Origin of the sequence: Rubellimicrobium sp. CFH 75288 (assembly GCF_009904055.1) — a bacterium.
Lineage (GTDB): Bacteria > Pseudomonadota > Alphaproteobacteria > Rhodobacterales > Rhodobacteraceae > Rubellimicrobium.
Window position 1 is genome coordinate 30,823 of sequence record NZ_WYDP01000012.1, and the last position, 22,777, is coordinate 53,599.

General features: G+C 69.1%; 22 protein-coding genes and 1 CRISPR repeat array. Of the genes, 19 read left to right on the forward strand and 3 right to left on the reverse strand.

The window, feature by feature from the left end; all coding sequences use genetic code 11:
• Window positions 1–42: 42 nt before the first annotated feature.
• The 6 genes from mtgA to GT358_RS11275 all read left to right on the forward strand — a co-directional run bounded on the left by mtgA (window position 43) and on the right by GT358_RS11275 (window position 5,209).
• Window positions 43–804 carry a monofunctional biosynthetic peptidoglycan transglycosylase gene (mtgA, locus tag GT358_RS11250; RefSeq protein ID WP_166582724.1) on the forward strand — a complete coding sequence of 254 codons (762 nt, stop codon included), beginning with the start codon at window positions 43–45 and terminating at the stop codon, window positions 802–804.
• A 107-nt stretch (window positions 805–911) separates the two neighbouring features.
• Window positions 912–1,592, forward strand: coding sequence for a glutathione S-transferase family protein (locus GT358_RS11255; protein ID WP_166582725.1), 681 nt, complete (start codon window positions 912–914; stop codon window positions 1,590–1,592).
• Entirely contained in the window at window positions 1,573–2,628 is a 1,056-nt protein-coding gene (gene queG, locus GT358_RS11260) for a tRNA epoxyqueuosine(34) reductase QueG (RefSeq protein WP_166582726.1), read from the forward strand. The genes GT358_RS11255 and queG overlap by 20 nt, the downstream gene beginning before the upstream one ends.
• Window positions 2,629–2,689: 61 nt before the next feature.
• On the forward strand, window positions 2,690–3,853 hold the full coding sequence (locus GT358_RS11265; protein ID WP_166582727.1) for a PQQ-dependent sugar dehydrogenase: 1,164 nt from the start codon (window positions 2,690–2,692) through the stop codon (window positions 3,851–3,853).
• 76 nt (window positions 3,854–3,929) lie between these two features.
• Entirely contained in the window at window positions 3,930–4,136 is a 207-nt protein-coding gene (locus GT358_RS11270) for a DUF2945 domain-containing protein (RefSeq protein ID WP_166582728.1), read from the forward strand.
• 113 nt (window positions 4,137–4,249) lie between these two features.
• Window positions 4,250–5,209 (forward strand): DNA topoisomerase IB, encoded by a 960-nt coding sequence (locus tag GT358_RS11275; protein ID WP_166582814.1) that lies wholly within the window; start codon window positions 4,250–4,252, stop codon window positions 5,207–5,209.
• Window positions 5,210–5,214: 5 nt separating this feature from the next.
• On the opposite strand, the gene GT358_RS11280 is transcribed toward GT358_RS11275, so the two are convergent.
• Complete coding sequence (locus GT358_RS11280; protein ID WP_243730845.1) at window positions 5,215–5,982, reverse strand: Crp/Fnr family transcriptional regulator; 768 nt, start codon at window positions 5,980–5,982, stop codon at window positions 5,215–5,217.
• 76 nt (window positions 5,983–6,058) lie between these two features.
• On the opposite strand from GT358_RS11280, the gene GT358_RS11285 reads away from it, so the two are divergent.
• Complete coding sequence (locus tag GT358_RS11285; protein WP_166582729.1) at window positions 6,059–6,445, forward strand: hypothetical protein; 387 nt, start codon at window positions 6,059–6,061, stop codon at window positions 6,443–6,445.
• A 7-nt stretch (window positions 6,446–6,452) separates the two neighbouring features.
• Here the strand turns inward: GT358_RS11285 and GT358_RS11290 are convergent, their stop codons facing one another.
• Window positions 6,453–7,253, reverse strand: coding sequence for a response regulator (locus tag GT358_RS11290; protein ID WP_166582730.1), 801 nt, complete (start codon window positions 7,251–7,253; stop codon window positions 6,453–6,455).
• 100 nt (window positions 7,254–7,353) lie between these two features.
• Between GT358_RS11290 and GT358_RS11295 the strand changes: the two genes are divergently transcribed.
• The 4 genes from GT358_RS11295 (at window position 7,354) to GT358_RS11310 (ending at window position 11,711) form a co-directional block, all read left to right on the forward strand.
• Window positions 7,354–7,527, forward strand: coding sequence for a NepR family anti-sigma factor (locus tag GT358_RS11295; RefSeq protein WP_243730846.1), 174 nt, complete (start codon window positions 7,354–7,356; stop codon window positions 7,525–7,527).
• Window positions 7,524–8,150, forward strand: a complete 627-nt coding sequence (locus GT358_RS11300) for an RNA polymerase sigma factor (protein WP_166582731.1) — start codon at window positions 7,524–7,526, stop codon at window positions 8,148–8,150. The genes GT358_RS11295 and GT358_RS11300 overlap by 4 nt, the downstream gene beginning before the upstream one ends.
• Window positions 8,147–9,988: a sensor histidine kinase gene (locus GT358_RS11305; RefSeq protein ID WP_166582732.1), complete on the forward strand. Its 1,842-nt coding sequence runs from the start codon at window positions 8,147–8,149 to the stop codon at window positions 9,986–9,988. Before GT358_RS11300 ends, GT358_RS11305 begins: the two co-directional genes overlap by 4 nt.
• A gap of 79 nt (window positions 9,989–10,067) precedes the next feature.
• Complete coding sequence (locus GT358_RS11310; protein WP_243730847.1) at window positions 10,068–11,711, forward strand: phospholipase D-like domain-containing protein; 1,644 nt, start codon at window positions 10,068–10,070, stop codon at window positions 11,709–11,711.
• 54 nt (window positions 11,712–11,765) lie between these two features.
• Here GT358_RS11310 and GT358_RS11315 read toward each other — a convergent pair whose 3' ends face one another.
• Window positions 11,766–12,527 (reverse strand): DeoR/GlpR family DNA-binding transcription regulator, encoded by a 762-nt coding sequence (locus GT358_RS11315; RefSeq protein WP_166582734.1) that lies wholly within the window; start codon window positions 12,525–12,527, stop codon window positions 11,766–11,768.
• Between the two features lie 149 nt (window positions 12,528–12,676).
• On the opposite strand from GT358_RS11315, the gene glpD reads away from it, so the two are divergent.
• From glpD to glpK, 8 genes are all read left to right on the forward strand, one after another.
• The gene (gene glpD / locus GT358_RS11320; RefSeq protein WP_166582735.1) at window positions 12,677–14,278 is read left to right on the forward strand and encodes a glycerol-3-phosphate dehydrogenase; all 1,602 of its coding nucleotides are present in this window, start codon (window positions 12,677–12,679) and stop codon (window positions 14,276–14,278) included.
• Window positions 14,279–14,290: 12 nt separating this feature from the next.
• Window positions 14,291–15,379, forward strand: coding sequence for an ABC transporter ATP-binding protein (locus tag GT358_RS11325; protein WP_166582736.1), 1,089 nt, complete (start codon window positions 14,291–14,293; stop codon window positions 15,377–15,379).
• A 10-nt stretch (window positions 15,380–15,389) separates the two neighbouring features.
• On the forward strand, window positions 15,390–16,484 hold the full coding sequence (locus GT358_RS11330; protein ID WP_166582737.1) for an ABC transporter ATP-binding protein: 1,095 nt from the start codon (window positions 15,390–15,392) through the stop codon (window positions 16,482–16,484).
• Window positions 16,484–17,353 carry a carbohydrate ABC transporter permease gene (locus GT358_RS11335; protein WP_166582738.1) on the forward strand — a complete coding sequence of 290 codons (870 nt, stop codon included), beginning with the start codon at window positions 16,484–16,486 and terminating at the stop codon, window positions 17,351–17,353. Before GT358_RS11330 ends, GT358_RS11335 begins: the two co-directional genes overlap by 1 nt.
• A 2-nt stretch (window positions 17,354–17,355) precedes the next feature.
• A complete protein-coding gene (locus tag GT358_RS11340; protein WP_166582739.1) occupies window positions 17,356–18,210 on the forward strand; it encodes a carbohydrate ABC transporter permease in 855 nt (284 codons plus the stop codon).
• Between the two features lie 22 nt (window positions 18,211–18,232).
• Window positions 18,233–18,505, forward strand: coding sequence for a DUF2160 domain-containing protein (locus GT358_RS11345; protein WP_166582817.1), 273 nt, complete (start codon window positions 18,233–18,235; stop codon window positions 18,503–18,505).
• A gap of 80 nt (window positions 18,506–18,585) precedes the next feature.
• A complete protein-coding gene (locus GT358_RS11350) occupies window positions 18,586–20,292 on the forward strand; it encodes an ABC transporter substrate-binding protein (protein ID WP_166582740.1) in 1,707 nt (568 codons plus the stop codon).
• Window positions 20,293–20,386: 94 nt separating this feature from the next.
• Window positions 20,387–21,871, forward strand: coding sequence for a glycerol kinase GlpK (gene glpK / locus GT358_RS11355; protein ID WP_166582741.1), 1,485 nt, complete (start codon window positions 20,387–20,389; stop codon window positions 21,869–21,871).
• A 219-nt stretch (window positions 21,872–22,090) separates the two neighbouring features.
• Window positions 22,091–22,693: a CRISPR direct-repeat array (repeat unit 37 nt; unit sequence GTCTTAATCCCTTCTTTGTCAGGGCATTGGCTGGAAC).
• The last annotated feature ends 84 nt before the right edge of the window (window positions 22,694–22,777 follow it).

Genomic DNA, 22,777 nt, shown 5'->3' on the forward strand with positions numbered 1-22,777 from the left:
GATGACCTTGATCTTGCCCGCCCCTCCGGGCGAGGTGACGTCATGGCTCGACGTGCTCCCCTGGCCGAAGACCCCGCGTCCCCGGACCGGCCCGCCCGGCGGAGTCCCGCCGCAGCCCGGCCCCGTCGCTCCGTCCTGCGCCGCCTTCTGACCCCTCTGCTGCGAGGAGCCCTTGTCGTGATCGCCTCTGCCCTGCTGGCCATCGGCCTTCTGGCTGCCGTGGACCCGCCGACGACGCCCTACATGTGGAGCGAGAGCCGGCGGCTGGGTCACGTGGAACAGCACTGGGTCCGTCTGTCGGACGTGGCGCCCGCGGTCCCTCGCGCCGTCGTGGCCGCCGAGGACGCGGATTTCTGCCTGCACTGGGGTCTCGATCTGCGCGCGATCCGGGCAGCTCTGGCCGAGGGAGGAACGCGCGGAGCCTCCACCATCAGCCAGCAGGTCGTCAAGAACGTGTTCCTGTGGCAGGGACGCTCCTGGATGCGCAAGGCCCTCGAGGCGGGGCTCACTCCCGTGATGGAGGCGCTGTGGCCCAAGCGGCGCATCCTCGAGGTGTATCTCAACGTGGCCGAGTTCGGCGAAGGGATCTTCGGGATCGAGGCCGCCGCGCGCCACCATTTCGGCGTCGCGGCACGGGACCTGACGGAGGTGCAGGCCGCACGGCTGGCCGCGATCCTGCCCTCTCCCAAGACGCGCGATCCTGCGCATCCGACCGAGGCGCTGCGAGCCCGGGCGCGCGCCATCCTCGACGGCGCCGCCACCATTGCCGCCGACGGCCGGGCGCGCTGCTTCGAGGGCGACTGAACCCCCTCCCCTTGCGGCGCAAGCGCAGTTGCGGCATGGCCCTCTGACCGGCCGGGAGCGCCAGCCCACCGCCCGCCGGAACGACCAGCCTGCCGGAGAGCGCCCGCATGAACCAGGCCACGATCCGCCTCTACCACCATCCCCTCTCGCCCTTCTGCCGCAAGGTGCGGCTGGTTCTGGGCGAAAAGCGGCTGGAGGCCGAACTGGTCGAGGAGCGCTGGTGGGAAAAGGATGCCGACTTCCTGCGCCGCAACCCGGCTGGCCAGGTTCCCGTCCTGCGCATGGGTGGACGGCACCTGTCCGACAGCACGGCGATCTGCGAATATCTGGAGGAGCGCGTGCCCGACCCGCCGCTGCTGCCGCGCGATCCGGAGGGACGCTACGAGGCGCGGCGGCTGGTCGCCTGGTTCGACGGCAAGTTCCATGCCGAGGTCACGCGCCGTCTGATGGGCGAGCGCGTTCTCAAGAAGCTGATGGGCGCGGGCGCTCCGCCGGACTCGGCCGCAGTCAAGGCAGGCGCGCGCGACATCAAGCTGCACCTCGCCTATATGACCGAGCTTCTGGACCAGCGCCGCTGGCTCGCGGGCAACGACATGACGCTCGCGGACTTCGCGGCGGCGGCCCAGCTGTCGGTCCTGGACTACGTCTCGGACGTGCCGTGGCACCTCTTCGAGACGGTCAAGGACTGGTACGCCAAGATCAAGTCGCGCCCCGCCTTCCGCTCGATCCTGGCCGACCAGGTGCCGGGCTTCCGCCCGGCGCCCCATTATGCGGACCTCGACTTCTGACGGCGCCGCGCTGAAGGCCGCGCTGGCCGAGCAGGCGCGCGCGGCCGGCTTCGCTGCAATGGGTGTCTGCCGCCCCGACGCGATCCCCGAGGCGATGGAGCGCCTGCGCGCCTTCCTGGCGGCCGGCCATCACGGGCAGATGGCTTGGATGGCAGAGCGCGCGCAGTGGCGGGGCGATCCCCGCGCGCTCTGGCCCGAGGCGCGCTCGATCGTGATGCTGGCCGACAGCTATGCGCCGCGAACCGATCCCCTGGCCGTCCTGGGCCGGCGTGACCGTGCGGCGATCAGCGTCTATGCCAAGGGGCGCGACTACCACGACAGCGTCAAGCCGCGCCTCAAGCGCCTGCTGCGCTGGCTTCTCGGGCAGGCGCCGGGCCATGCGGGCAAGGTCTTCGTGGACACGGCCCCCGTGATGGAAAAGCCGCTCGCGCAGGCGGCGGGGCTGGGCTGGCAGGGCAAGCACACCAACCTGCTGGGGCGGGGCTTCGGCAACTGGGTCTTTCTGGGCGCGATCTTCACCACGCTGGACCTGCCCCCCGACCCGCCCGAGCGCGAGCATTGCGGCACCTGCACGCGCTGCCTCGAGGTCTGTCCGACCGACGCGTTCCCCGCGCCCTTCCGCCTCGATGCGCGGCGCTGTCTCAGCTACCTGACGATCGAGCATCGCGGCCCCATCCCCGAGGCATTCCGCGCGCCCCTGGGCAACCGCGTGTTCGGCTGCGACGATTGCCTGGCCGTCTGTCCGTGGAACAAGTTCGCCGTCGCCGCCTCGGAGATGCGCTACCGCCCCGATGCCGAGGCGCCGCCGCTCGCCGAGATGGCCGCGCTGGACGAGGCGGCCTTCCGCGCGCGGTTCGCGGGCACCCCGGTCAGGCGGATCGGCCATGCCCGCTTCCTGCGCAACGTCCTTTATGCCATCGGCAATTCGGGCGACCCGGCGCTCGCGCCCGCTGCCGCGGCGCACCGGGACGCGGCCGATCCGGCCGTGGCCGATGCGGCGCGCTGGTCCCTCTCACGGCTCCGTGACCGCGCGTGAGGGGTCTGCCCCCGGCCGGGCGCGTTGTCCCCCGAACAGCCAGCAGACCGGAGGACGATCCATGCGCCGCTCCCTGACGGCCCTTGCCCTTGTTCCCCTGCCCGCCCTTGCGCAGGACGACCCCTTCGCCCCCGCCTTCCCCGAGCAGATGGATGCGCCGGCGCTCGAGGCGACGGCCGTCTCGGTCGAGACCCTGGCCGGGGGGCTCGAGCATCCCTGGGGTATCGCCGCGCTCCCGGACGGGACCTTTCTCGTGACCGAGCGGCCCGGTCGGATGCGCCTGATGGCGGCGGACGGCGCGCTCTCCGACCCGATCGGCGGCCTGCCCGAGGTGGACGCGCGCCGGCAGGGCGGCCTTCTGGACGTGGCCGTGGCCGAGGACTTCGCCGACACGCGCACGGTGTTCTGGACCTATTCCGTGCCCCTCGACGGCGGAATGACCGCGCCGGCCGCCGCGCGCGGCGTCCTGTCGGAGGACGGCACCGAGATGACGGAGGTGGAGGTCATCTTCCAGGGCGACCCGCCCTCGGACAGCCCCATGCATTACGGCAGCCGCATCCTGCCCGACGGAGAATATGTCTGGATCACGACCGGCGAGCATTCCGCCGCCGCGACGCGCGACCGCGCGCAGGACCTCATGACGACCTGGGGCAAGGTGCTGCGCCTGACCGCCGACGGCGCCCAGCCCGAGGGCAACCCCTTCTCCGAGGACGAGGCGGCGACGGGCGTCTGGTCCTATGGGCATCGCAACATCCAAGGGATCGCGCAGGACGCCGATGGGCGGCTCTGGATCTCCGAGCACGGCCCGCGTGGCGGCGACGAGATCAACCTGATCGAGGCCGGCGCCAATTACGGCTGGCCCGAGGTGTCCTACGGTCCGAACTACGACGGCTCGCCCGTCGGGCGGGGCGTCTCCAGCGCGCCCGAGTTCACCGAGCCGGTCTATGTCTGGCGCAGCGCCACGGCGCCGGCGGGCATCGCGTTCTATGACGGCGACCTGTTCGAGGACTGGCAGGGCGACCTTCTCGTCTCCTCGCTCAATCCCGGTGCGCTGATCCGCCTGTCGATCGAGGGCGAGCGCGTGACGGGCGAGGAGCGCCTGCTGACGGATGTCGGCCGAGTGCGCGACGTGCTGGTGGACGCGGACGGCGCCCTGCTGGTGCTGACCGACGAGCCGGACGGCCGCGTGCTGCGCGTGGTTCCCGAGGGGTTTCCCGACGCCTGAGGACACCGCTTTCCTGCTGCGGAACGGGAGGTGGGGCGCCCGCGTTCCCGCTTCGCAGCAGGGCACGGGGGGCGGCATGAGGGTCGGCGACAGGGTGCGATGGAACTGGGGCACCGGAACCGCCGAAGGGCACGTGGCCGAGCGCTTCGAGCGCCGCGTCAGCCGCACCCTCAAGGGCTCGCGCATCGTGCGCAACGGCAGCAAGGACGACCCCGCCCTCCTGATCGAGCAGGAGGACGGCGCCCGCGTCCTCAAGCTCTCTTCCGAGGTGGAGCGCGCGTGACCGAGGCCGCCCCCGCCCCCCTCGACGGCGGCACCGAGGCCGCCCTGGCCGACACCGCCGCTGCCCGGCCGGAGCCCTCGCTGCCCGAGGGCCTCGTCTATGTGACCGATTCCATGCCCGGAATCCGACGACAACGGCGCGGCAAGGGCTGGCGCTACATCGCCCCGGACGGCACCACCATCGAGCGCGGCCCCGAGCGCGAGCGGCTTGAGCGGATCGGCGTGCCGCCGGCCTACGAGCGGGTCTGGCTGTGTCCCCTGCCCAACGGGCATCTGCAGGCGACGGGCTATGACGGGCGCAGCCGCAAGCAGTACCGCTATCACCTCCGCTGGGCCGAGCATCGCGCAGAGAACAAGTTCGGCCAGCTTGCCGCCTTCGGACGTGCGCTGCCGGCCATTCGGGCCCGAGTGGCCCGGGATCTGCGCGCGCCGCCCGGCGATCCGCGCTTCGCGCTCGCCGCCGCCGTGACGCTGATCGACCGTCTGTCGCTGCGCGTGGGCAACGAGGATTACGCGCGCGAGAACGGCTCCTACGGGGCGCTCACGCTGCGCAACAAGCATGTGCGCCTGCGCGACGGCGAAATCCGCCTCGACTTCCGCGCCAAGTCGGGCCAGCGCGTCCGCCGCACGCTGCGCGACCGGCGCCTGTTGCGCATCCTCGAGAAGGCGTCCGACCTGCCGGGTGCGGAACTGCTGACGTGGGTGGATGCGGACGGCGTGGCGCGTACCCTCAGCTCGACCGCCCTCAACGCCTATCTGGACGAGGCCGACGGCGATCCCGAGGTAGCGTTCACGGCCAAGACGTTCCGGACCTGGGCCGGCACCCTGGCGGCCTTCGAGCAGGCCATTGCCGCGGCACAGGCCGGGGAGAAGGCAACGGTGAAGGCCCTCGCCGAAGCGGCGGCCGGGCGGTTGCACAACACGCCCGCCATCGCGCGCACCTCCTACATCCACCCCTCCGTGCTCGGACTCGCCGGACAGGTTCCCGAGGCTCCGCCGCCCCCGGACGAACAGATCGCCGGCCTTTCGGCCATCGAGGCGCGCCTGCTGCGGTTCCTGGAGGAAGAAGGCTAGAGGTCCTACATCAGCGGGCGTCGTTCGGGCGGTCCGGGCTCCACATGGCCGATCGCGGCCAGACGCTTCGCGTCGTGAACCCGGAGCCGGCCGCCGGTCCAGTCGGCCACCTGCCGTTCCCGCAGACGCGCGAGCGTCTTGTTCGTATGGACGACGCTGAGCCCCAGCGCATCGGCAAGGTCCTGTTGCCGGAACGGGAACGGCACCGCCCCGTCCCGGTTCAGCCCGACGGCCGAGAGCCGCTGCCAGAGCCGCAGAAGCGCCCAGGCCAGACGCTCGGTCGCGTCGCGCTGGCCCAGGGTGGCGAGGGTCTCGCCCAGGAAATGCTCCTCGACGGCGGCAATCCAGGTCAGGTCATACGCGCGCTCGGGAGCGGTCCGGAACAACTCCCACAGGCGGGCACGATTGAAGACGCACAGGGCCATCGGGGTGCGCGCCTCAACATTGTGCTTCATCTCTCCCAGCAGCCCGGCTTGGAGGCCGATAAAGTCGCCCGGCAGGACGAAGTTGACGACCTGCCGGCGTCCGTCCGCCAGGGTCTTGGCCCTCAGCCCCTGCCCGCGCAGGACCGTGAACAGGAGCGGGCTCGCCTCTCCCTCGTGCAGGATCACCTCTCCCGGCACGACCGATCGCTCCCCGCGCTTGAACTCCTCCATGAAGGCGATCTCGTCCTCCGTGAACGGCAGAAAGAGTGGCTGGCGCCGCAGCGCGCAGTCGCGGCACGGCACAGGGGCTGCGGTGCAATGGACGGACGTGTTCACCGGGTCGGGCATGTCACAGTTTAATGCAGGCGCGGATGTCGTCCGCCATGTAAGCGACCGTTCGTTCCGGAGGCGAGAGGAGTTTGCCGTGACCGATGAGGATAGGCCGCGTGGCTATCTGATCGCGCTGCGCCACACGGTCGTGGCGCTCGACCTCGCACAGGCCGTTGCGGATTTCGACCCGACCGCGCCGGTTCTCATCCTGCCCGGACCGGCCGAAGCGCTCTCCGCCCTCAGCCAAGTGACGTCGCTGGCGCTCGCCTTTGTGGCGGAGGCTCCGGCCGCCTTTCGGGGATCGCCCCTCGAAGCCGCCATCCGGGCCCGGGGCGGCGAGGTCGTCCTTCTGGGCGAGGCGGCCGAACTCGAGGGCGAGACGATGGGCTATGCCGTCCTGCTGCGACCCTTCACGGCAGAGAACGTGGCCGCCTGCCTGACGGAGGCGGCCGCGCGCCGGACCCGCATGGCCCTGTCGTGAGAGTGCATCACGCCGCCAGCGTCTCGGTGGAAGCAAAGAACATCGCCTGGCTCACCGCCGAGCGGACCTGCTCCTCGCCGTAGGGCTTGGTGATGAGGAAGGCCGGCTCGGGCCGCTCTCCGGTCAGGAAGCGTTCGGGAAAGGCCGTGACGAAGATGACCGGAAGATCCCGGAACTCGCGCAGGATGTCGTTGACCGCGTCGATCCCCGACGAGTTGTCGGCAAGCTGGATGTCGGCCAGGATCAGGTCCGGCGGCTCGGCATGGGCAAGGCGGACGGCCTCGGAGCGGGTGCGCGCGATACCGGTGATGCGGTGGCCCATCTCGCTCACGATGGCAGACAGGTCCATGGCGATGATGGCTTCGTCCTCGATGATCATCACGCGGCCGGCGACCGATTCCTCCATCTCCCGAATGGCCGTCTCGACGAGGTCTTGGGCCTGGACCGGCGAGACGCCCATGATCGCCCCGATCTCCTCGGCGGTGAACCCCTCGATCGCGTGCAGCAGGAGCGCCTCGCGCGTGTGCGGGGTCAGGCGCGCCATATGCCCCTGGGCACGAGCAGACAGCCGGCTGTCGGCCTCTCCCAGCGGGGCACCCTCGGCCATCCAGTTGCGGTGGAAGGCCCGAAACAGCGCGATCCGCACCGGGAGGCCGTCCTCGCCGGCAGACGGCGCCTCGGCGATGAGGCGCTCGAGCGTCCTTGCGGCGACGGCATCGCCTGCTTCCTGGCTGCCGGTGAGGGCGCGAGCGTAGCGGCGCAGGTGCGGCAGCGTCCGCCCCACAGCGGATGCAAAGCTCTCCGTCATTCTGGAAGATCCCCCTCTGCGTCTGACGTGGAACCGAACGCCAGGGTTGCGCGTTCGGTTCCAAGCGGAAATATCGCACGGGACGGGACAGATCTTGGGCATGCATGCGGATATGGGCGAGACAAAGGCGCGGAGCCGACTCCATCAGCAGATCGACGAGAACCTGAAGCGCGTCTACGAAGAGGCGCTCAGCGAGGACATCCCCGACCGGTTCAAGCAGCTCATCGCGCAGCTTCGTGCGCGCGAGACCGATGCGGAGGAGCGCGGACGATGACCGAAGCCCAGGCCACGGGGGCGACGGACACGACCCGCAAGACCGACGAGGCGCAGGACGCGGCCACGCCGCGCGATCCGCGCGACGAGATCGCCGATCACCTGGGGGCGCTGCGTGCCTTTGCCATCTCGCTGACACGCAATGTCGCCGCGGCCGACGACCTGGTGCAGGACACCATCGTCAAGGCGTGGACCAATCTCGACAAGTTCCAGCCCGGCTCCAACCTGCGGGCGTGGCTGTTCACGATCCTGCGCAACACCTTCTACTCGGACAAGCGCAAGACCCGCCGCGAAGTGGCCGATCCCGAAGGGCTCTACGCGGCCGCCCTGTGCGAGAAGCCCAGCCATGACGGCCGGCTCGCGCTGGCCGATTTCCGCAGGGCCTTCGACCGTCTCTCGCCCGAGCATCGGGAGGTGCTGATCCTCGTGGGTGCGTCGGGCTTCGCCTACGAGGAGGCATCGGCCATGATGGGAGTGGCCGTGGGAACGGTGAAAAGCCGCGCCAACCGGGCCCGCGCGCGTCTGGCCGAGATGCTGGGCCTCGAGGACGGCGAGGAGATCCTCTCGTCGCTCGACGGCCCCACGGCCGCGGTGCTCGGACGGTCGGGCGTGCGCGCCGCATGAGCCCGGGCGAGGCCGGCCTGCCGCGGGCCGCGGCAGCCGTCCCGCCGGATGCGGCATCCCGTCCCGGACTGGCGGATCTGCTGGGCTTCCGGCTGGCTGCCCTTCTGGCCGTGGCCCTTCTGCCGCTCGGGATGGCAGGCTTCCTGCAGGTGGCGGCGTGGCGCGAGGCGGCGCGAGAGCAGACCATGGCTGCGCTCATGAGCGAAACACTGGAGGCTGTCGCGCCAGAGGCCGGCATGATCCGGGAGGCGCAGGGGTTGGTGGCAGCCCTGGCGCGGGCGATCCCTGTCTTTCGCGACGATCCGGCAGCGTGCGACGCGGCGCTGACGGCCATCGCCGACAGCATGCCACATATCTCGCTCGTGGCCTATGTTCCGGCAGACGGACGGATGCGGTGCGCCTCGGGGGCGGCGCGCGGCAACTTCGCGGACAATCCGGTCTTTCGCACCATCATCGAGCGGCGGGCCCCCCATATCGTGGTCAACGCGGACGGGCCCATCAGCCTGTCCTCCATCCTCGTCGTGTCCCATCCGGTCGCGGGGCCGGATGCGCAGATGGGCTTCGTGTCGGTCTCGATCCCTCACGACAGTCTGGCCCTGGCGACAGGGCAACAGGCGGAGATCCGGCCGGACCCGGCCCAGTATGCCTTTGTGACCTTCAACCGCGATGGCGTCCTTCTCACGGCCTCCACAGGTCTCGCGACGGCGGAGCACATCCTGCCGGCGGGCCTGGATCTGTCGTCCCTCGCCGGCAGCGCGGCCCGGACCTTCGACGCCACCACGGCCGATGGCGAGTCGCGTCATTATGCGGTGGTCCCGCTGATCCCCGGCGAGGTCTATGCCTTGGGCTCCACCCCCGAGCGGCCGCTGCGCATCGCCGGCTGGCCCGTGGCGGCGCCGTTCCTGGTCATCGGGCTGATGTGGGCGGGCAGCCTCGTGGTGGCCTGGCTTGCGGCCGAACGGCTGGTGACGCGCTACATGCGGCGTCTGGCGAGGGCCATCCGGGCCTTCGCCTCGGGCAGCCGGGTCGTCGCCCCCCTCGAGATGTCGCGGGCCCCTGCAGAGATCCGCGACGTCGCCCAGGCCTTCCTGCGCATGACCGACACGATCCTTCACGACGAAGCCGAACTGGAGGACGCCTTGCACCAGAAGGAGGTGCTGCTGCGGGAGGTGCACCACCGGGTGAAGAACAACCTGCAGCTGATCGCCTCGATCATGAACATGCAGATGCGGCGCGCCCGCAATCCGGAGACGCTCGAGCTGATGCAGGGCCTGCAGGAGCGGGTGATGAGCCTCGCCACCGTGCACAAGGAACTCTACCAGACCTCCGGCCAGGCGGACGTGAGGGCGGACGAACTTCTGGCGGACATCGTGCGCCAGATCCTCGGCATGGCGTCCGCACCGGGGCGCGCCTTCCGTGTCACCACCGACTTTGCCCCGCTCCATCTGCCACCCGACCAGGCGGTGCCGCTGGCCCTGCTGCTCACGGAAGGTCTCACCAACGCGATCAAGTACGCGGCGGCGCCGCCGGGTGAGACGGAGCCGCATCTCGCGCTCCGCTTTGCGAAGGGACCGGACGGGCGGGCCGAGCTGGAGATCCGCAACAGCGCCGGGCCGGCCGCTCCTGCGGCCGAGCCGGTCGGCACCGGTCTCGGCCGACAGCTTCTGGCTGCCTTCGCCGCGCAGATCGGCGGGGACCTCACGCAGGACCACGAGGGGGACCAGCACCGGCTTTGTGTGCGGTTCGCGCTCGGCCCCGCCGGGCAGGGCGTCGGCCCCCCTGGTGCGGCTGCGCCGGCCGGCCGCGAGCCCGTCCGGGCGGTGGTCGCCAGCGGCTGATCGGCCGGAGACCGGGCGTCAGGGGGAACCCGCCCCTCAGCCCCGCGTTTCGATGGTTCAAGGAGAGACCGACCCTGCCATGCAGCACCCGACCGGATTGTCCAGCCGGCCGACCCGCGTCGAGGTGCTCGTCACCGCCGCGGAGGCCTATCCCGTGCTGGAGCGCGCATTTCTGGGGGCAAGGCGCGAAATCTGGGCCTCGTTCCGGATCTTCGACCTCTCGACGCGTCTGCGGAGCCCGGAAGCGCAAGCGGTGGGCGAGACGTGGTTCGATCTGATCGTGCATACCCTGCGACGAGGCGTGGACATCCGCATGGTCCTGACCGACTTCGATCCGATCGCACGCCCGTCGCTGCACCGCGGCACATGGAAGGCCGTGCGCCAGTTCATGGGGGCTGCCGAGGCCGCAGGGCCGGGGGCCGGACGGCTTCGCATCACGGCCGCCATGCATTCCGCCGTGACCGGAGTTCTGCCCCGCACCGTGTTCTGGCCGCAGATCGCGGCGCGCCTCCGGGCCATCGTCACCTGGCTCAACGGAAGCGAAAGCCACGCCCGCTCGGCGCTCCTGCGGGACATGCCGGGGCTGCGGGACTGGCTGGTCAGCCCCAAGACCGGTCCGCTGCGGGCGCGGCTCTGGGGGGTTCCCGTCCTCTACCCCGCAACGCACCACCAGAAGCTTGCGGTGTTCGACCGGCGCCTCCTCTCGATCGGCGGGCTCGACCTCGACGAGCGGCGGTGGGACACCCCCGAGCATAACCGTCCGGGGGCGGAGACCTGGCACGACGTGCAGCTCATGGTCGAGGGGCCGATCGTGGCAGAGGCGCAGGCCCATCTCGAGACCTTCCTGGATGTCGTCGCCGGCCGCGCCGATCCGCCTCCGCAGCGCAAGCTCCTAAGGACCGTGTCCCGGCGACGGAGTGCCAGCTGGGTCCGGTTCGGACCCGAGGAGCTGCTGCACGAGATCTACGACGCGCATCTGATGCTCGCGGCCCGGGCAGAGCGTCTGATCTATCTCGAGACCCAGTATTTCCGCGATACTCGGCTGGCCCGCGCCCTGGCGCAGCTGGGACGCGAGCGACCCTCTCTGAGCCTCATCCTGATTCTTCCCGCGGCACCCGAGGAGGTCGCCTTCGGCGGATTTGCGGGACTGGACGCGCGCTTCGGGGAATATCTCCAGGCGCGCAGCCTGCGCCTTCTGGAGGACGGCTTCGGATCGCGTCTTTTCGTGGGGGGCGCCGCCCAGCCGCGCCGCAAGGCGCGTCGTGGCGACGGGCCGCAGGCTGCCGGACCCGAAGGCAGCCGGGGACCGGAGACGGCGGACGAACATTGCGTGCCCGAGGCGCGCGGAAGGGACCGGCTGAAAGGCGCACCGATCGTCTACATCCATTCCAAGGTCTCGGTCTTCGACGACAAGGCGGCGATCGTTTCGTCGGCCAATCTCAACGGCCGCTCCATGCGTTGGGACACGGAGGCGGGCCTTCTTCTCGACGATCCCGCCCAGGTGGTGGCGCTGCGCGAGCGCATCATGCGCCACTGGCTGCCCCGCGATCCCGAACCCGCCCTGCTCGACCCGGCCCGTGCCATTGGGGCATGGCGCAACCTCGCGCTCTCCAACGCCCGCCAGCCGCCCGACCGTCGCCGGGGGTTCCTGCTGCCCTACGACCTGGACGCGGCGGAGCGGCTCGGCCGGTCCATTCCCGGCGTTCCCGAGGAGATGGTCTGACCCGGCGCCGGCCTGCAGGCGCAGGCCGTTCGGACGTCCGGCGCGCGTCGGCGGCTAGCGCGCGACCACGACCTCCGTGTTCCAGGCGGCACAGCGGGAGGCGAGCGCCTCGGGCAGCGGGCGGTCCGTGAAGAAGGCGTCGATCTCCGCCAGCGAGGCGATGCGGGCTGGCGCCATCCGCCGGAGCTTGGAATGGTCCGCGACCAGAAAGGCTCGCCGCGACTGACGCAGGACCGTCTGGCTCACGCCGACCTCGTGAATGTCGAAGTCGAGAAGATCGCCGTCCGGGTCGATGGCCGAACAGCCGATGATGGCCAGATCGAACTTGAAGCCGCTGATCGTGTCGGCGGCCACCTTGCCCACGAGTCCCCCGTCGGATCGCCGGAGGCTCCCTCCCGTGACGATGATCTCGCAGCCGGGATTGGCCATCAGGATGTTGGAGACGTGAATGTTGTTGGTCACCACGAGCAGCTTCTTGTGCCCGAGCAGCTCGCGCGCGACGGCTTCGGTCGAGGTGCCGATGTTGAGAAACAGCGACACGTCGTCGGGCACACGCGCGGCGCAGGCCCGCGCGATCGCCGCCTTGGCGTCGTGATTGAGCGAACGGCGCTCCTCGTAGGCGATGTTGGTCGTCCCGGACGGAAGAACGGCCCCCCCGTGCACGCGCTCCAGCCGCCCCGATTCGGCCAGATCGCTCAGGTCGCGCCGGATTGTCTGATGGGTGACGCCGAAATGCTCTGCCAGCCGCTCGACGGTCACCTTTCCTTCCCGGCGAGCGATCTCGAGGATCTCGGGATGGCGGAATGACTGGGACAAGGTCACCTCATCGGGTCCCCCGCAGCCTTGCACAACATGATGCGTCGGGCAAGCACAAGCGGCACAAACGAAAAGAAAGGAAAAAAACCGCTTTTCTCTTTGGCGACAATCTGCCAAGCTCGTCGTGAAGAAGAGGGGGGAGGGGCGCCGTGGAGCGTGCGCCAGCGACCGAGCCGGTCGATCTGTTCGTCATCGGTGGCGGCATCAACGGATGCGGCATCGCCCGCGACGCGGCCGGGCGCGGCCTCAGCGTTGCACTGGCGGAGATGAACGACCTGGGCTGGGCGACCTCGTCGGCCTCCACGAAGCTGTTCCATGGCGGATTGCGGTATCTCGAGTATTTCGAGCTGCGTCTGGTGCGCGAAAGCCTGATGGAGCGGGAAACGCTGCTAAAGGCGATGCCCCATATCAGCTGGCCGCTGCGCTTCGTGCTGCCCTATCACCCGTCGATGCGCTTCGAGAGCGCCACGCCGACCTCGCGGCTTCTCCATGCCACCATGCCCTGGATGAAGGGGCGCCGGCCCGCCTGGCTGATCCGCCTGGGGTTGTTCCTCTACGACAATCTGGGGGGGCGCGAACTCCTGCCGGGGACTGCCACGCTGTCCCTTCGCGGACGGCCGGAGGGTGAACCGCTCGAGGAGCGATTCGAGCATGCCTTCGAATATTCGGACTGCTGGGTCGAGGATTCGCGTCTTGTCGTGCTCAATGCGCGCGATGCGGCCGCTCGCGGTGCCCGTATCCTCGTCCGCACCAAGGTGGTGTCCGCCGAACGGGCGGGAGACCTGTGGACAGTGGAGACACAGGACACCGAGACCGGAGCGCGCCAGATCTGGCAGGCCCGGATGCTGATCAATGCCGGCGGTCCGTGGGTCGGCGACCTTCTCGGCCAGAAGATCCGGACCGGGCGGACCGACCGCGTCCGCCTCGTGCGGGGCAGCCACATCGTCACGCGGCGGCTCTACGATCACGACAAGTGCTACTTCCTGCAGGGCGAGGACGGGCGCATCGCCTTCACCATCCCCTATGAGGGCGACTTCACCCTGATCGGCACCACGGATGCCGATCATCCCGACGCCTCGGTGCCGCCGGTCTGCACGCCGGAGGAGCGCGACTACCTGCTCGGCTTCGTGAACCGGTATTTCCGGCGCAAGGTCGGCCCCGAGGACGTGGTGTGGACCTATTCGGGGGTCCGGCCGCTCTACGACGACGGCGCCAAGAGCGCGACCGCCGCCACGCGGGATTATGTGCTGAAGGTGGACACCGATGGCGGCGCCCCGCTGCTGAGCGTGTTCGGCGGCAAGATCACGACCTTCCGGCGCCTGGCCGAAGGCGCCATGAAACGCGTGGCGCCCTTCTTCCCCAGGATGGGCCAGGCTTGGACCGCCGGCGTGCCGCTGCCGGGCGGCGACTTCCCCGTGGACGGGTTCGAGGCGCTGGTGGACCGCCTGTCTGCCACCTACCCGTTCCTGACGCGGCCCTGGGCGCGCCGCCTGGCTCGCGCCTACGGGACCGAGGCCTTCCGGCTTCTGGCCGGGGCCGTGACGACAGCCGATCTGGGTCGCGACTTCGGCGCCACGCTGACCGAGCGCGAGGTCGAGTGGCTGATGAACGCCGAGTATGCCCGCACGGCCGAGGACGTGCTCTGGCGGCGGAGCAAGCTGGGACTGCGGATCGATGCGGCCGGAGCGGCCGCCCTCGACGCGTGGATGGTCGATCGCCGGCGCAGCGACGCCATCGCCGCGGCAGAGTGACGGGAGGACGAGATGACGCTCGAGCTGCATGGTGTCTCCAAGGTGGTGAGCGGGCAGACCCACATCCATCCCACGGACCTGCGCCTCGAGAAGGCGACGATGAACGTCCTTCTCGGCCCCACCCTGTCGGGCAAGACCTCTCTGATGCGGCTGATGGCAGGGCTCGACGCCCCGGCATCGGGGCGCATCCTCTGGGAGGGTCGGGACGTCACGGGCGTGCGCGTCCAGGATCGCGGCGTAGCGATGGTCTATCAGCAGTTCATCAACTACCCGTCGATGACGGTGTACGAGAACATCGCCTCGCCCCTGCGCCTGCAGCGCCTCGACCGGCGGGAGATCGACCGGCGCGTGCGCGAGACGGCCGAGCTGCTCCGGCTCACGCCCATGCTCGGACGCCGGCCGCTCGAATTGTCAGGGGGTCAGCAGCAGCGCTGCGCCCTGGCGCGCGCGCTCGTCAAGAATGCCGGTCTTGTCCTTCTCGACGAACCGCTCGCAAATCTGGACTACAAGCTGCGCGAGGAGTTGCGGGTGGAGATCCCGCGGATCTTCGAGGCGTCGGGCTCGATCTTCGTGTATGCGACCACCGAACCGGAGGAAGCCCTGCTTCTCGGCGGACATGTGGCGACCCTCTGGGAGGGGCGGGTGACACAGTTCGGTCCCACCGCGGAGGTCTACCGCAACCCTGTCGATGCCACGACAGCCCGGGTGTTCAGCGATCCGCCCATGAACTTCCTGCGGATCGTCAAGTCCGGTTCGGTCCTGACCTTCGGGCGCGGACGGAACGCACCGGCCACAGGTCGGCTCGCCGCCCTGCCCGATGGCCGCTACCTGGCCGGTTTCCGTCCGAACCATCTCGAGATCGGCCGCCACAGCCCGAGCGCCGTGGACTTCGAAACCGTGCTCGACGCCACCGAACTCACAGGTTCGGAGACCTTCGTCCATCTGGACCATGACGGAGAGCGCTGGGTCGGCCTCGTTCACGGGATCCACGATCTCGATCCCGGCCGTCCGCTCCGCGTCTATCTGGACCCGATCCATCTTTACGTCTTCGACGAGGACGGTCGGCTCGTCGCCCCGGCTGCCTACGCCGCCGCAGCCTAGGAGCAGAGTCATGGCTCGTATCACGCTCGACGGTCTTGCCCATTCCTACCTGCCCCACCCCCAGGGCGAGGGCGATTTCGCGCTCAAGGAGCTGAACCTTGACTGGGAGGACGGGGCCGCCTACGCGCTGCTCGGCGCCTCGGGCTGCGGCAAGTCGACGCTGCTCAACATCATCTCCGGCCTGCTCCGGCCGAGCCGCGGCCGCATCCTCTTTGACGGCACGGACGTGACCCGGAGGCCGACGGCAGAGCGCAACATCGCGCAGGTGTTCCAGTTTCCCGTCGTGTACGACACGATGACGGTGCGCCAGAACCTCGCCTTCCCCCTGCGCAACCGGGGTCGGGACGAAGCCTATGTCGCCCGCCGCGTGGTCGAGATCGCGGCGATGATCGGCCTGGAGCACATGCTGGACCGCAAGGCCCGCGGCCTGACCGCCGACGCCAAGCAGAAGATCAGCCTCGGCCGCGGCATGGTCCGGCAGGACGTCAATGCCCTGCTGTTCGACGAACCGCTCACGGTGATCGACCCGCACATGAAGTGGGAGTTGCGCACGCAGCTCAAGAAGCTGCACCGCGAGTTCGGCCACACCATGATCTATGTCACGCATGACCAGACCGAGGCGCTGACCTTCGCCGATCAGGTCGCGGTCATGCATGACGGGCGCGTGGTGCAGACCGGCACGCCGCAGGACCTGTTTGAAACCCCTGCCCATACCTTCGTGGGCTATTTCATCGGCTCTCCCGGCATGAACGTGGTCCCGGCCCGGATCGAGGGCGACCGCGCCATCCTGGAGGGGGGGCCGGTCGTCCGCCTCGGGGATGTGTACGGGCCGGTGACCGGACGCACGGCCATCGGCATCCGCCCCGAATTCGCTCGCCTGACCGAGGGCGAGGGATTGCCCGTCCGCATCCGGCGGGTCGAGGATGTGGGGCGCCACCAGATCGTCCGCGCCGACCTGTTCGGCCAGGAGATCAACGTCATCGCGGCCGAGGGCGAGCGCATCCCTGCCGATGCCGCCCGCGTCTGGTTCGATCCGTCGCATGTCAATGTCTATGCCGACGACTGGCGGGTGACCCCGCTGCGCAGAGCCCAGGAGGTGGCGTGATGGACAAGCCCGTCAACCAGAAGGCCTGGTTTCTCGTCCTGCCGGTTCTGGTCCTTGTCGCCTTCTCGGCGGTGATCCCGCTGATGACGGTGGTCAACTATTCCGTCCAGGACACCTTCGGCAACAACGTGTTCTTCTGGCACGGCATCGGCTGGTTCCAGGAGGTGCTGACCTCGCCGCGCGTCCACGGCGCCTTCGGCCGCCAGCTCCTGTTCTCGGCCATCGTCCTCGCCATCCAGATCCCGCTGGGCGTGGCCATCGCGCTCTGCATGCCGCGGCGGGGGATCTGGGTCTCGGTCTGCCTGGTGCTGATGGCGTTGCCGCTGCTCATCCCGTGGAACGTGGTGGGCACGATCTGGCAGATCCTCGGGCGTTCCGACATCGGCCTTCTGGGCCGGGCCCTCGACGCCATGGGCATCTCCTTCAACTACGCGCGCAACCCGCTCCATGCCTGGATCATCGTCGTGGTCATGGACGTCTGGCACTGGACCTCGCTCGTGGCGCTTCTGGCCTATGCGGGCCTGCGCTCGATCCCGCAGGCCTATTACCAGGCCGCCGAGATCGACCAGGCCAGCCGCTGGAAGGTGTTCCGCTACATCGAACTGCCCAAGATGCGAGGCGTGCTTCTGATCGCGGTGCTCCTGCGCTTCATGGACAGCTTCATGATCTACACGGAGCCCTTCGTCGTCACCGGCGGCGGTCCCGGTTCGGCCACCAGCTTCCTGTCCATCGACCTCGTCAAGATGGCGCTGGGGCAGTTCGACCTCGGCCCCGCGGCGGCCTTCTCGCTCCTCTACTTCCTGGTGATCCTGCTGGTGAGCTGGGTCTTCTACACGGTGATGACCACGATCGACAGGGCGGAGGGCTGACCATGGCTGCCACCACCGAGACCTACGCTCCCGCCGCCCGCACCCTGGCCCTTCCACGGGTCAACCTGCGCGCCGTAGTCATGACGCTCTATCTGCTGTTCCTGCTCATCCCGATCTACTGGCTCATCAAGATGAGCCTGCAGACCAACCGCGAGATCCTGGGCGCCTTCACGCTCTGGCCGCAGAACCCCACGCTCGCCAATTACCGGGTGATCCTGACGGACCCCTCCTGGTACATGGGCTACGTCAACTCGATCACCTATGTCGTCATCAACACGGTCCTGTCGCTCGCGGTGGCGCTGCCTGCCGCCTATGCGTTCAGCCGCTACCGCTTCCTGGGCGACAAGCACCTGTTCTTCTGGCTCCTGACGAACCGCATGGCGCCGCCCGCCGTGTTCGCCCTGCCCTTCTTCCAACTCTACTCGGCGGTGGGGCTGTTCGACACCCACATTGCCGTGGCGCTCGCGCACACGCTGTTCAACGTCCCGCTGGCGGTGTGGATCCTCGAAGGCTTCATGCGCGGCGTCCCCCGCGAGATCGACGAGACCGCCTATATCGACGGCTACTCTTTTCCGCACTTCTTCGTCCGCATCTTCATGCCGCTGATCGCTTCGGGCATCGGCGTGGCGGCCTTCTTCTGCTTCATGTTCTCCTGGGTGGAACTGCTCTTGTCGCGCACGCTGACCGCGGTGAACGCCCAGCCCATCGCTTCCATCATGACGCGCACGGTCTCCGCCTCGGGGCTGGACTGGGGGGTGCTCTGCGCGGCCGGCGTCCTGACCATCATTCCCGGAGCGCTGGTGATCTACTTCGTGCGCAACTACATCGCCAAGGGCTTTGCCCTGGGCCGCGTGTGATCGGGAGGGCCGAGCCATGAACCTGCAATGGATGGCCTGGACCGCTCCGACGGCGATCTTCTTTGCCGTCATTGCGGGGCTTCTCGTCCTGTTCACCGTGCTGGCGATCCTGTTTCCCGAGACGCCGCGCCGCGGCATCCTGCGGATCGAGACCACTCGCGGCGACCGCCTGTTCATCACGCTTCTGGGCTCGGCCTACATCAATGCGGCCTGGCTCGCCCTGAGCGGCCTGCCGCAATGGTGGGCGCTCGGGCTTTGCGCGCTCTATGCCGCAGCGGTCTTCCGCTGGGTCTGAGGCGCTCCGGAACGACACAGGCGGCCTGACACCGCTCCGCCTGTGCACAGACCACGGTTCAAGAAAGGGAGGAGTACCACATGAACCGACTTCTCAGAACCTCTGCCGCGCTCGCGCTGGCGCTGACGGGGGGGACGGCCTGGGCCGACATGGAGGCTGCGCGCGCCTTTCTCGACGAGCATATCGGTGATCTCTCGTCGCTGACCCGCGAGGAGCAGGAAGCCGAGATGCAGTGGTTCATCGACGCGGCCGAGCCCCTGCGCGGCATGTCGATCAATGTAGTCTCCGAGACCATCACGACCCACGAGTGGGAATCGCGCGTCCTCGCCCCCGCCTTCAGCGCGATCACCGGCATCAACGTCACCCACACGCTGATCAGCGAGGGCGACGTGGTCGAGCGGCTCCAGACCCAGATGCAGACGGGCGAGAACGTGTTCGACCTCTACATCAACGACGCCGACCTGATCGGGACGCACTGGCGCTATCAGCAGGTGCGCAACCTGACCGACTGGATGGCGGGCGAGGGGGCCGAGTTCACCAACCCCAACCTCGACCTCGACGACTTCATCGGCCTTGCCTCAGCCACGGGTCCGGACGGCAAGCTCTATCAGCTGCCGGTGCAGCAATTCGCCAACCTCTACTGGTTCCGCCACGACTGGTTTTCCGATCCGGAGCTGCAGGCCGCCTTCCGCGAGGAATACGGCTACGACCTCGGCGTGCCGCTGAACTGGGCGGCCTACGAGGACATCGCCGCCTTCTTCACGGGCCGGGAGATCGACGGGCAGACCGTCTATGGCCACATGGATTACGGCCGCCGCGATCCCTCGCTCGGCTGGCGCTTCACCGACGCCTGGCTGTCGATGGCCGGCGCCTCCGATCTCGGGCTGCCCAACGGTCTGCCCGTGGACGAGTGGGGCATCCGCGTGGACGAGGAGTTCCGCCCCGTCGGGTCCTGCATGGCGCGCGGCGGGGCCACGAACAGCCCCGCGGCCGTCTACTCGATCGAGAAATACGTCGAGTGGCTCAACGAATACGCGCCTCCGGCGGCGGCCGGCATGAACTTCTCCGAAGCCGGTCCGGTCCCCGCGCAGGGCAACATCGCCCAGCAGATCTTCTGGTACACCGCCTTCACCGCCGACATGGTGGCCGAGGGCCTGCCCGTCGTGAACGAGGACGGCACGCCCAAGTGGCGCATGGCCCCCTCTCCCCATGGCGTCTACTGGCAGGAGGGGATGAAGGTCGGCTATCAGGACGTGGGCTCGGCGACGATCATGCAGTCCACCCCCGTGGACCGCGCGCAGGCAGCCTGGCTCTACGCCCAGTTCATCGCCTCCAAGACGGTGGACGTGGCCAAGTCCCATGCCGGGCTGACCTTCATCCGCGACTCCACCATCTTCCACGACAGCTTCACCGAGCGCGCCCCGCGCCTCGGCGGCCTGATCGAGTTCTACCGCTCGCCCGAACGCAACCTGTGGACCGACACGGGCTTCAACGTGCCCGACTATCCGCGTCTGGCCCAGCTCTGGTGGCAGAACATCGGCGATGCCTCCTCCGGTGCGGTCTCCGCGCAGCAGGCGCTCGACCAGCTCTGCCAGCAGCAGGAGGAGGTCCTGGCACGACTCGAGCGCTCCGGCGTCCAGGGTGATATCGGACCGCGCCTCAACGAGGAGCGCGATGCGGAGTACTGGCTCAGCCAGCCCGGTGCGCCTTGGCCTGAACTCGAGGACGAGCGCGGCACGCCGCAGACCGTCGCCTATGAGGAGCTGATCCGCCGCTGGACGGAATGACCGGCCAGCGCGTCTGACACGACCGATCCGGGGCCGGTTCGCACCGGCCCCGGACTCATGAGGGCTGGGCGGGCAGCCCGGGGGAGAGGGGACGATGAACTACATTCTCGCCATCGATCAGGGCACTACATCGAGCCGTGCCATCCTGTTCGACGAGCGGTTCGACATCGCCGCCCAGGCGCAGGAGGAATTTCCCCAGCATTTTCCGGCCTCGGGCTGGGTGGAGCACGATCCCTCCGACCTCTGGTCCACGACGGCGGCCACTTGCCGTTCGGCGATCGAGCGCGCCTCCGTGGCGCCCTCCGCCATCGCGGCCATCGGCATCACCAACCAGCGCGAGACCACGCTGGTCTGGGATCGGGCCACGGGCCGGCCCATCCACAACGCCATCGTCTGGCAGGACCGCCGCACGCGCGACTTCTGCGAGGACCTGCGCGAGAGTGGACACGAGGAGGCGGTCACCGCCGCCACCGGCCTTCTGCTCGATCCCTATTTCAGCGGCACCAAACTGCGCTGGATCCTCGATCACGTGGAGGGCGCGCGCGAGCGGGCCAGGGCGGGCGAACTGGCCTTCGGAACGGTGGATTCCTGGCTCGTGTGGAACCTCACGGGCGGGCGCGTGCATGTGACCGACGTCACCAACGCCGCCCGCACGCTTCTCTACGACATCGGAGAGGGCCGCTGGTCCGAGGCGATGTGCGACCTTTTCGATGTGCCCATGGGGATGCTGCCCGAAGTGCGGGACTGCGCGGCCGCCTTCGGCACCACACGTCCCGACCTGTTCGGGCGCGAGATCCCGATCCTCGGCATCGCGGGCGACCAGCAGGCCGCCACGATCGGCCAGGCCTGTTTCCGCCCCGGCATGGTCAAGTCCACCTATGGCACCGGCTGCTTCGCGCTGCTCAACACCGGCGACGAGCGCGTGCGCTCCACCAACCGGCTGCTCACGACCATCGCCTATCAGCTCGGGGGACGACGCACCTACGCGCTGGAGGGCTCGATCTTCATTGCGGGGGCCGTGGTGCAGTGGCTGCGCGACGGGCTGCGCCTGATCCGCGACGCGGCCGAGACCCAGCCCCTTGCCGACCGGGCCGACCCCGGGCAGGACGTGGTCCTGGTACCCGCCTTCACGGGACTGGGAGCCCCCTACTGGAACCCCGCCTGCCGCGGAGCGGTCTTCGGGCTCACGCGCAACACCGGTCCGGCCGAGTTCGCCCGCGCCGCGCTCGAGAGCGTGGGCTACCAGACCCGCGACCTCGTCGAGGCCATGCGGGCCGACTGGACCGGGTCGGCGGAGACGACGTTGCGCGTCGACGGCGGGATGAGCGCGTCCGACTGGGCGATGCAGTTCCTCGCCGATATCCTGGGGGCTCCGGTGGACCGCCCCCGCATGCGCGAGACGACGGCGCTCGGCGCGGCCTGGCTGGCCGGGCATCAGGCGGGGCTCTACCCCGATGCCGACGGTTTTGCCGCCACCTGGGCGCTGGACCGCACGTTCGAGCCGCGGATGCCCGAGGCCGAACGCGCGGCCCGCTACGCCCGCTGGACCCGGGCCGTCGCCGCGACGCAGGCGTTCTGAGACCCGGAAGGGCCCGGCGCCGCCCCGGCCGGCATCCCGCCCCCGCCTCCCCCGCTCCGCCGCGGCACAACGGCGGCGGCCATCGCCCTGTTCGGGACCCGCATGGACCGACACCCCGTCGGAGGGCCGGCCACGCAGGGGCCAATGGGCGAGCGTCCGCCCTGTCCGAGGCACGGCCGGAGCAGTAGCCCTCGAGAAAGGGACAGTCGCCCAGGCCGGGTCTTGATCCCTTCTTTGTCAGGGCATTGGCTGGAACGGGGTGGACGCGTGATGTCCACCCCCCCCCTTCAGGGTCTTAATCCCTTCTTTGTCAGGGCATTGGCTGGAACCGGCGCACCACAGCCATGCGTCGATCTGGTCGGTCTTAATCCCTTCTTTGTCAGGGCATTGGCTGGAACCCGAGATTGTGGACGCCGCCCCGGACGCGCTGGTCTTAATCCCTTCTTTGTCAGGGCATTGGCTGGAACAGGCGTGGGAGGCGTGGCTCGCGCTCCACGGCGAGTCTTAATCCCTTCTTTGTCAGGGCATTGGCTGGAACCTGCATCCCCTGCCGGACCTGCATCTCGGCATGTGTCTTAATCCCTTCTTTGTCAGGGCATTGGCTGGAACGGGTCGGCCCTGTAGCGGTTAGGGTCGGCCCTGTGTCTTAATCCCTTCTTTGTCAGGGCATTGGCTGGAACGCCGACGTGGATGCGCTGTGCTGGTATGAGCGCGAGGTCTTAATCCCTTCTTTGTCAGGGCATTGGCTGGAACTCAGGTTGGATTTATTCAATTCGAGCCGATGCGTCTTAATCCCTTCTTTGTCAGGGCATTGGCTGGAACCCTCGGCTCCGATTTGGCCAGCTTCATCAGCACGTTGCCGGACGCCTTGTGAACCTTCGTGCGATGCGGCAAAGTTGCCTGCCA

Excerpts from the sequence above, each read along its gene's own strand:
- mtgA (WP_166582724.1), top strand. The coding sequence starts at position 43 with ATGGCTCGACGTGCTCCCCTGGCCGAAGACCCCGCGTCCCCGGACCGG.
- GT358_RS11255 (WP_166582725.1), top strand. The coding sequence starts at position 912 with ATGAACCAGGCCACGATCCGCCTCTACCACCATCCCCTCTCGCCCTTC.
- queG (WP_166582726.1), top strand. The coding sequence starts at position 1,573 with ATGCGGACCTCGACTTCTGACGGCGCCGCGCTGAAGGCCGCGCTGGCC.
- GT358_RS11265 (WP_166582727.1), top strand. The coding sequence starts at position 2,690 with ATGCGCCGCTCCCTGACGGCCCTTGCCCTTGTTCCCCTGCCCGCCCTT.
- GT358_RS11270 (WP_166582728.1), top strand. The coding sequence starts at position 3,930 with ATGAGGGTCGGCGACAGGGTGCGATGGAACTGGGGCACCGGAACCGCC.
- GT358_RS11275 (WP_166582814.1), top strand. The coding sequence starts at position 4,250 with ATGCCCGGAATCCGACGACAACGGCGCGGCAAGGGCTGGCGCTACATC.
- GT358_RS11280 (WP_243730845.1), bottom strand. The coding sequence starts at position 5,982 with ATGCCCGACCCGGTGAACACGTCCGTCCATTGCACCGCAGCCCCTGTG.
- GT358_RS11290 (WP_166582730.1), bottom strand. The coding sequence starts at position 7,253 with ATGACGGAGAGCTTTGCATCCGCTGTGGGGCGGACGCTGCCGCACCTG.
- GT358_RS11295 (WP_243730846.1), top strand. The coding sequence starts at position 7,354 with ATGCATGCGGATATGGGCGAGACAAAGGCGCGGAGCCGACTCCATCAG.
- GT358_RS11300 (WP_166582731.1), top strand. The coding sequence starts at position 7,524 with ATGACCGAAGCCCAGGCCACGGGGGCGACGGACACGACCCGCAAGACC.
- GT358_RS11305 (WP_166582732.1), top strand. The coding sequence starts at position 8,147 with ATGAGCCCGGGCGAGGCCGGCCTGCCGCGGGCCGCGGCAGCCGTCCCG.
- GT358_RS11310 (WP_243730847.1), top strand. The coding sequence starts at position 10,068 with ATGCAGCACCCGACCGGATTGTCCAGCCGGCCGACCCGCGTCGAGGTG.
- GT358_RS11325 (WP_166582736.1), top strand. The coding sequence starts at position 14,291 with ATGACGCTCGAGCTGCATGGTGTCTCCAAGGTGGTGAGCGGGCAGACC.
- GT358_RS11330 (WP_166582737.1), top strand. The coding sequence starts at position 15,390 with ATGGCTCGTATCACGCTCGACGGTCTTGCCCATTCCTACCTGCCCCAC.
- GT358_RS11335 (WP_166582738.1), top strand. The coding sequence starts at position 16,484 with ATGGACAAGCCCGTCAACCAGAAGGCCTGGTTTCTCGTCCTGCCGGTT.
- GT358_RS11340 (WP_166582739.1), top strand. The coding sequence starts at position 17,356 with ATGGCTGCCACCACCGAGACCTACGCTCCCGCCGCCCGCACCCTGGCC.
- GT358_RS11350 (WP_166582740.1), top strand. The coding sequence starts at position 18,586 with ATGAACCGACTTCTCAGAACCTCTGCCGCGCTCGCGCTGGCGCTGACG.
- glpK (WP_166582741.1), top strand. The coding sequence starts at position 20,387 with ATGAACTACATTCTCGCCATCGATCAGGGCACTACATCGAGCCGTGCC.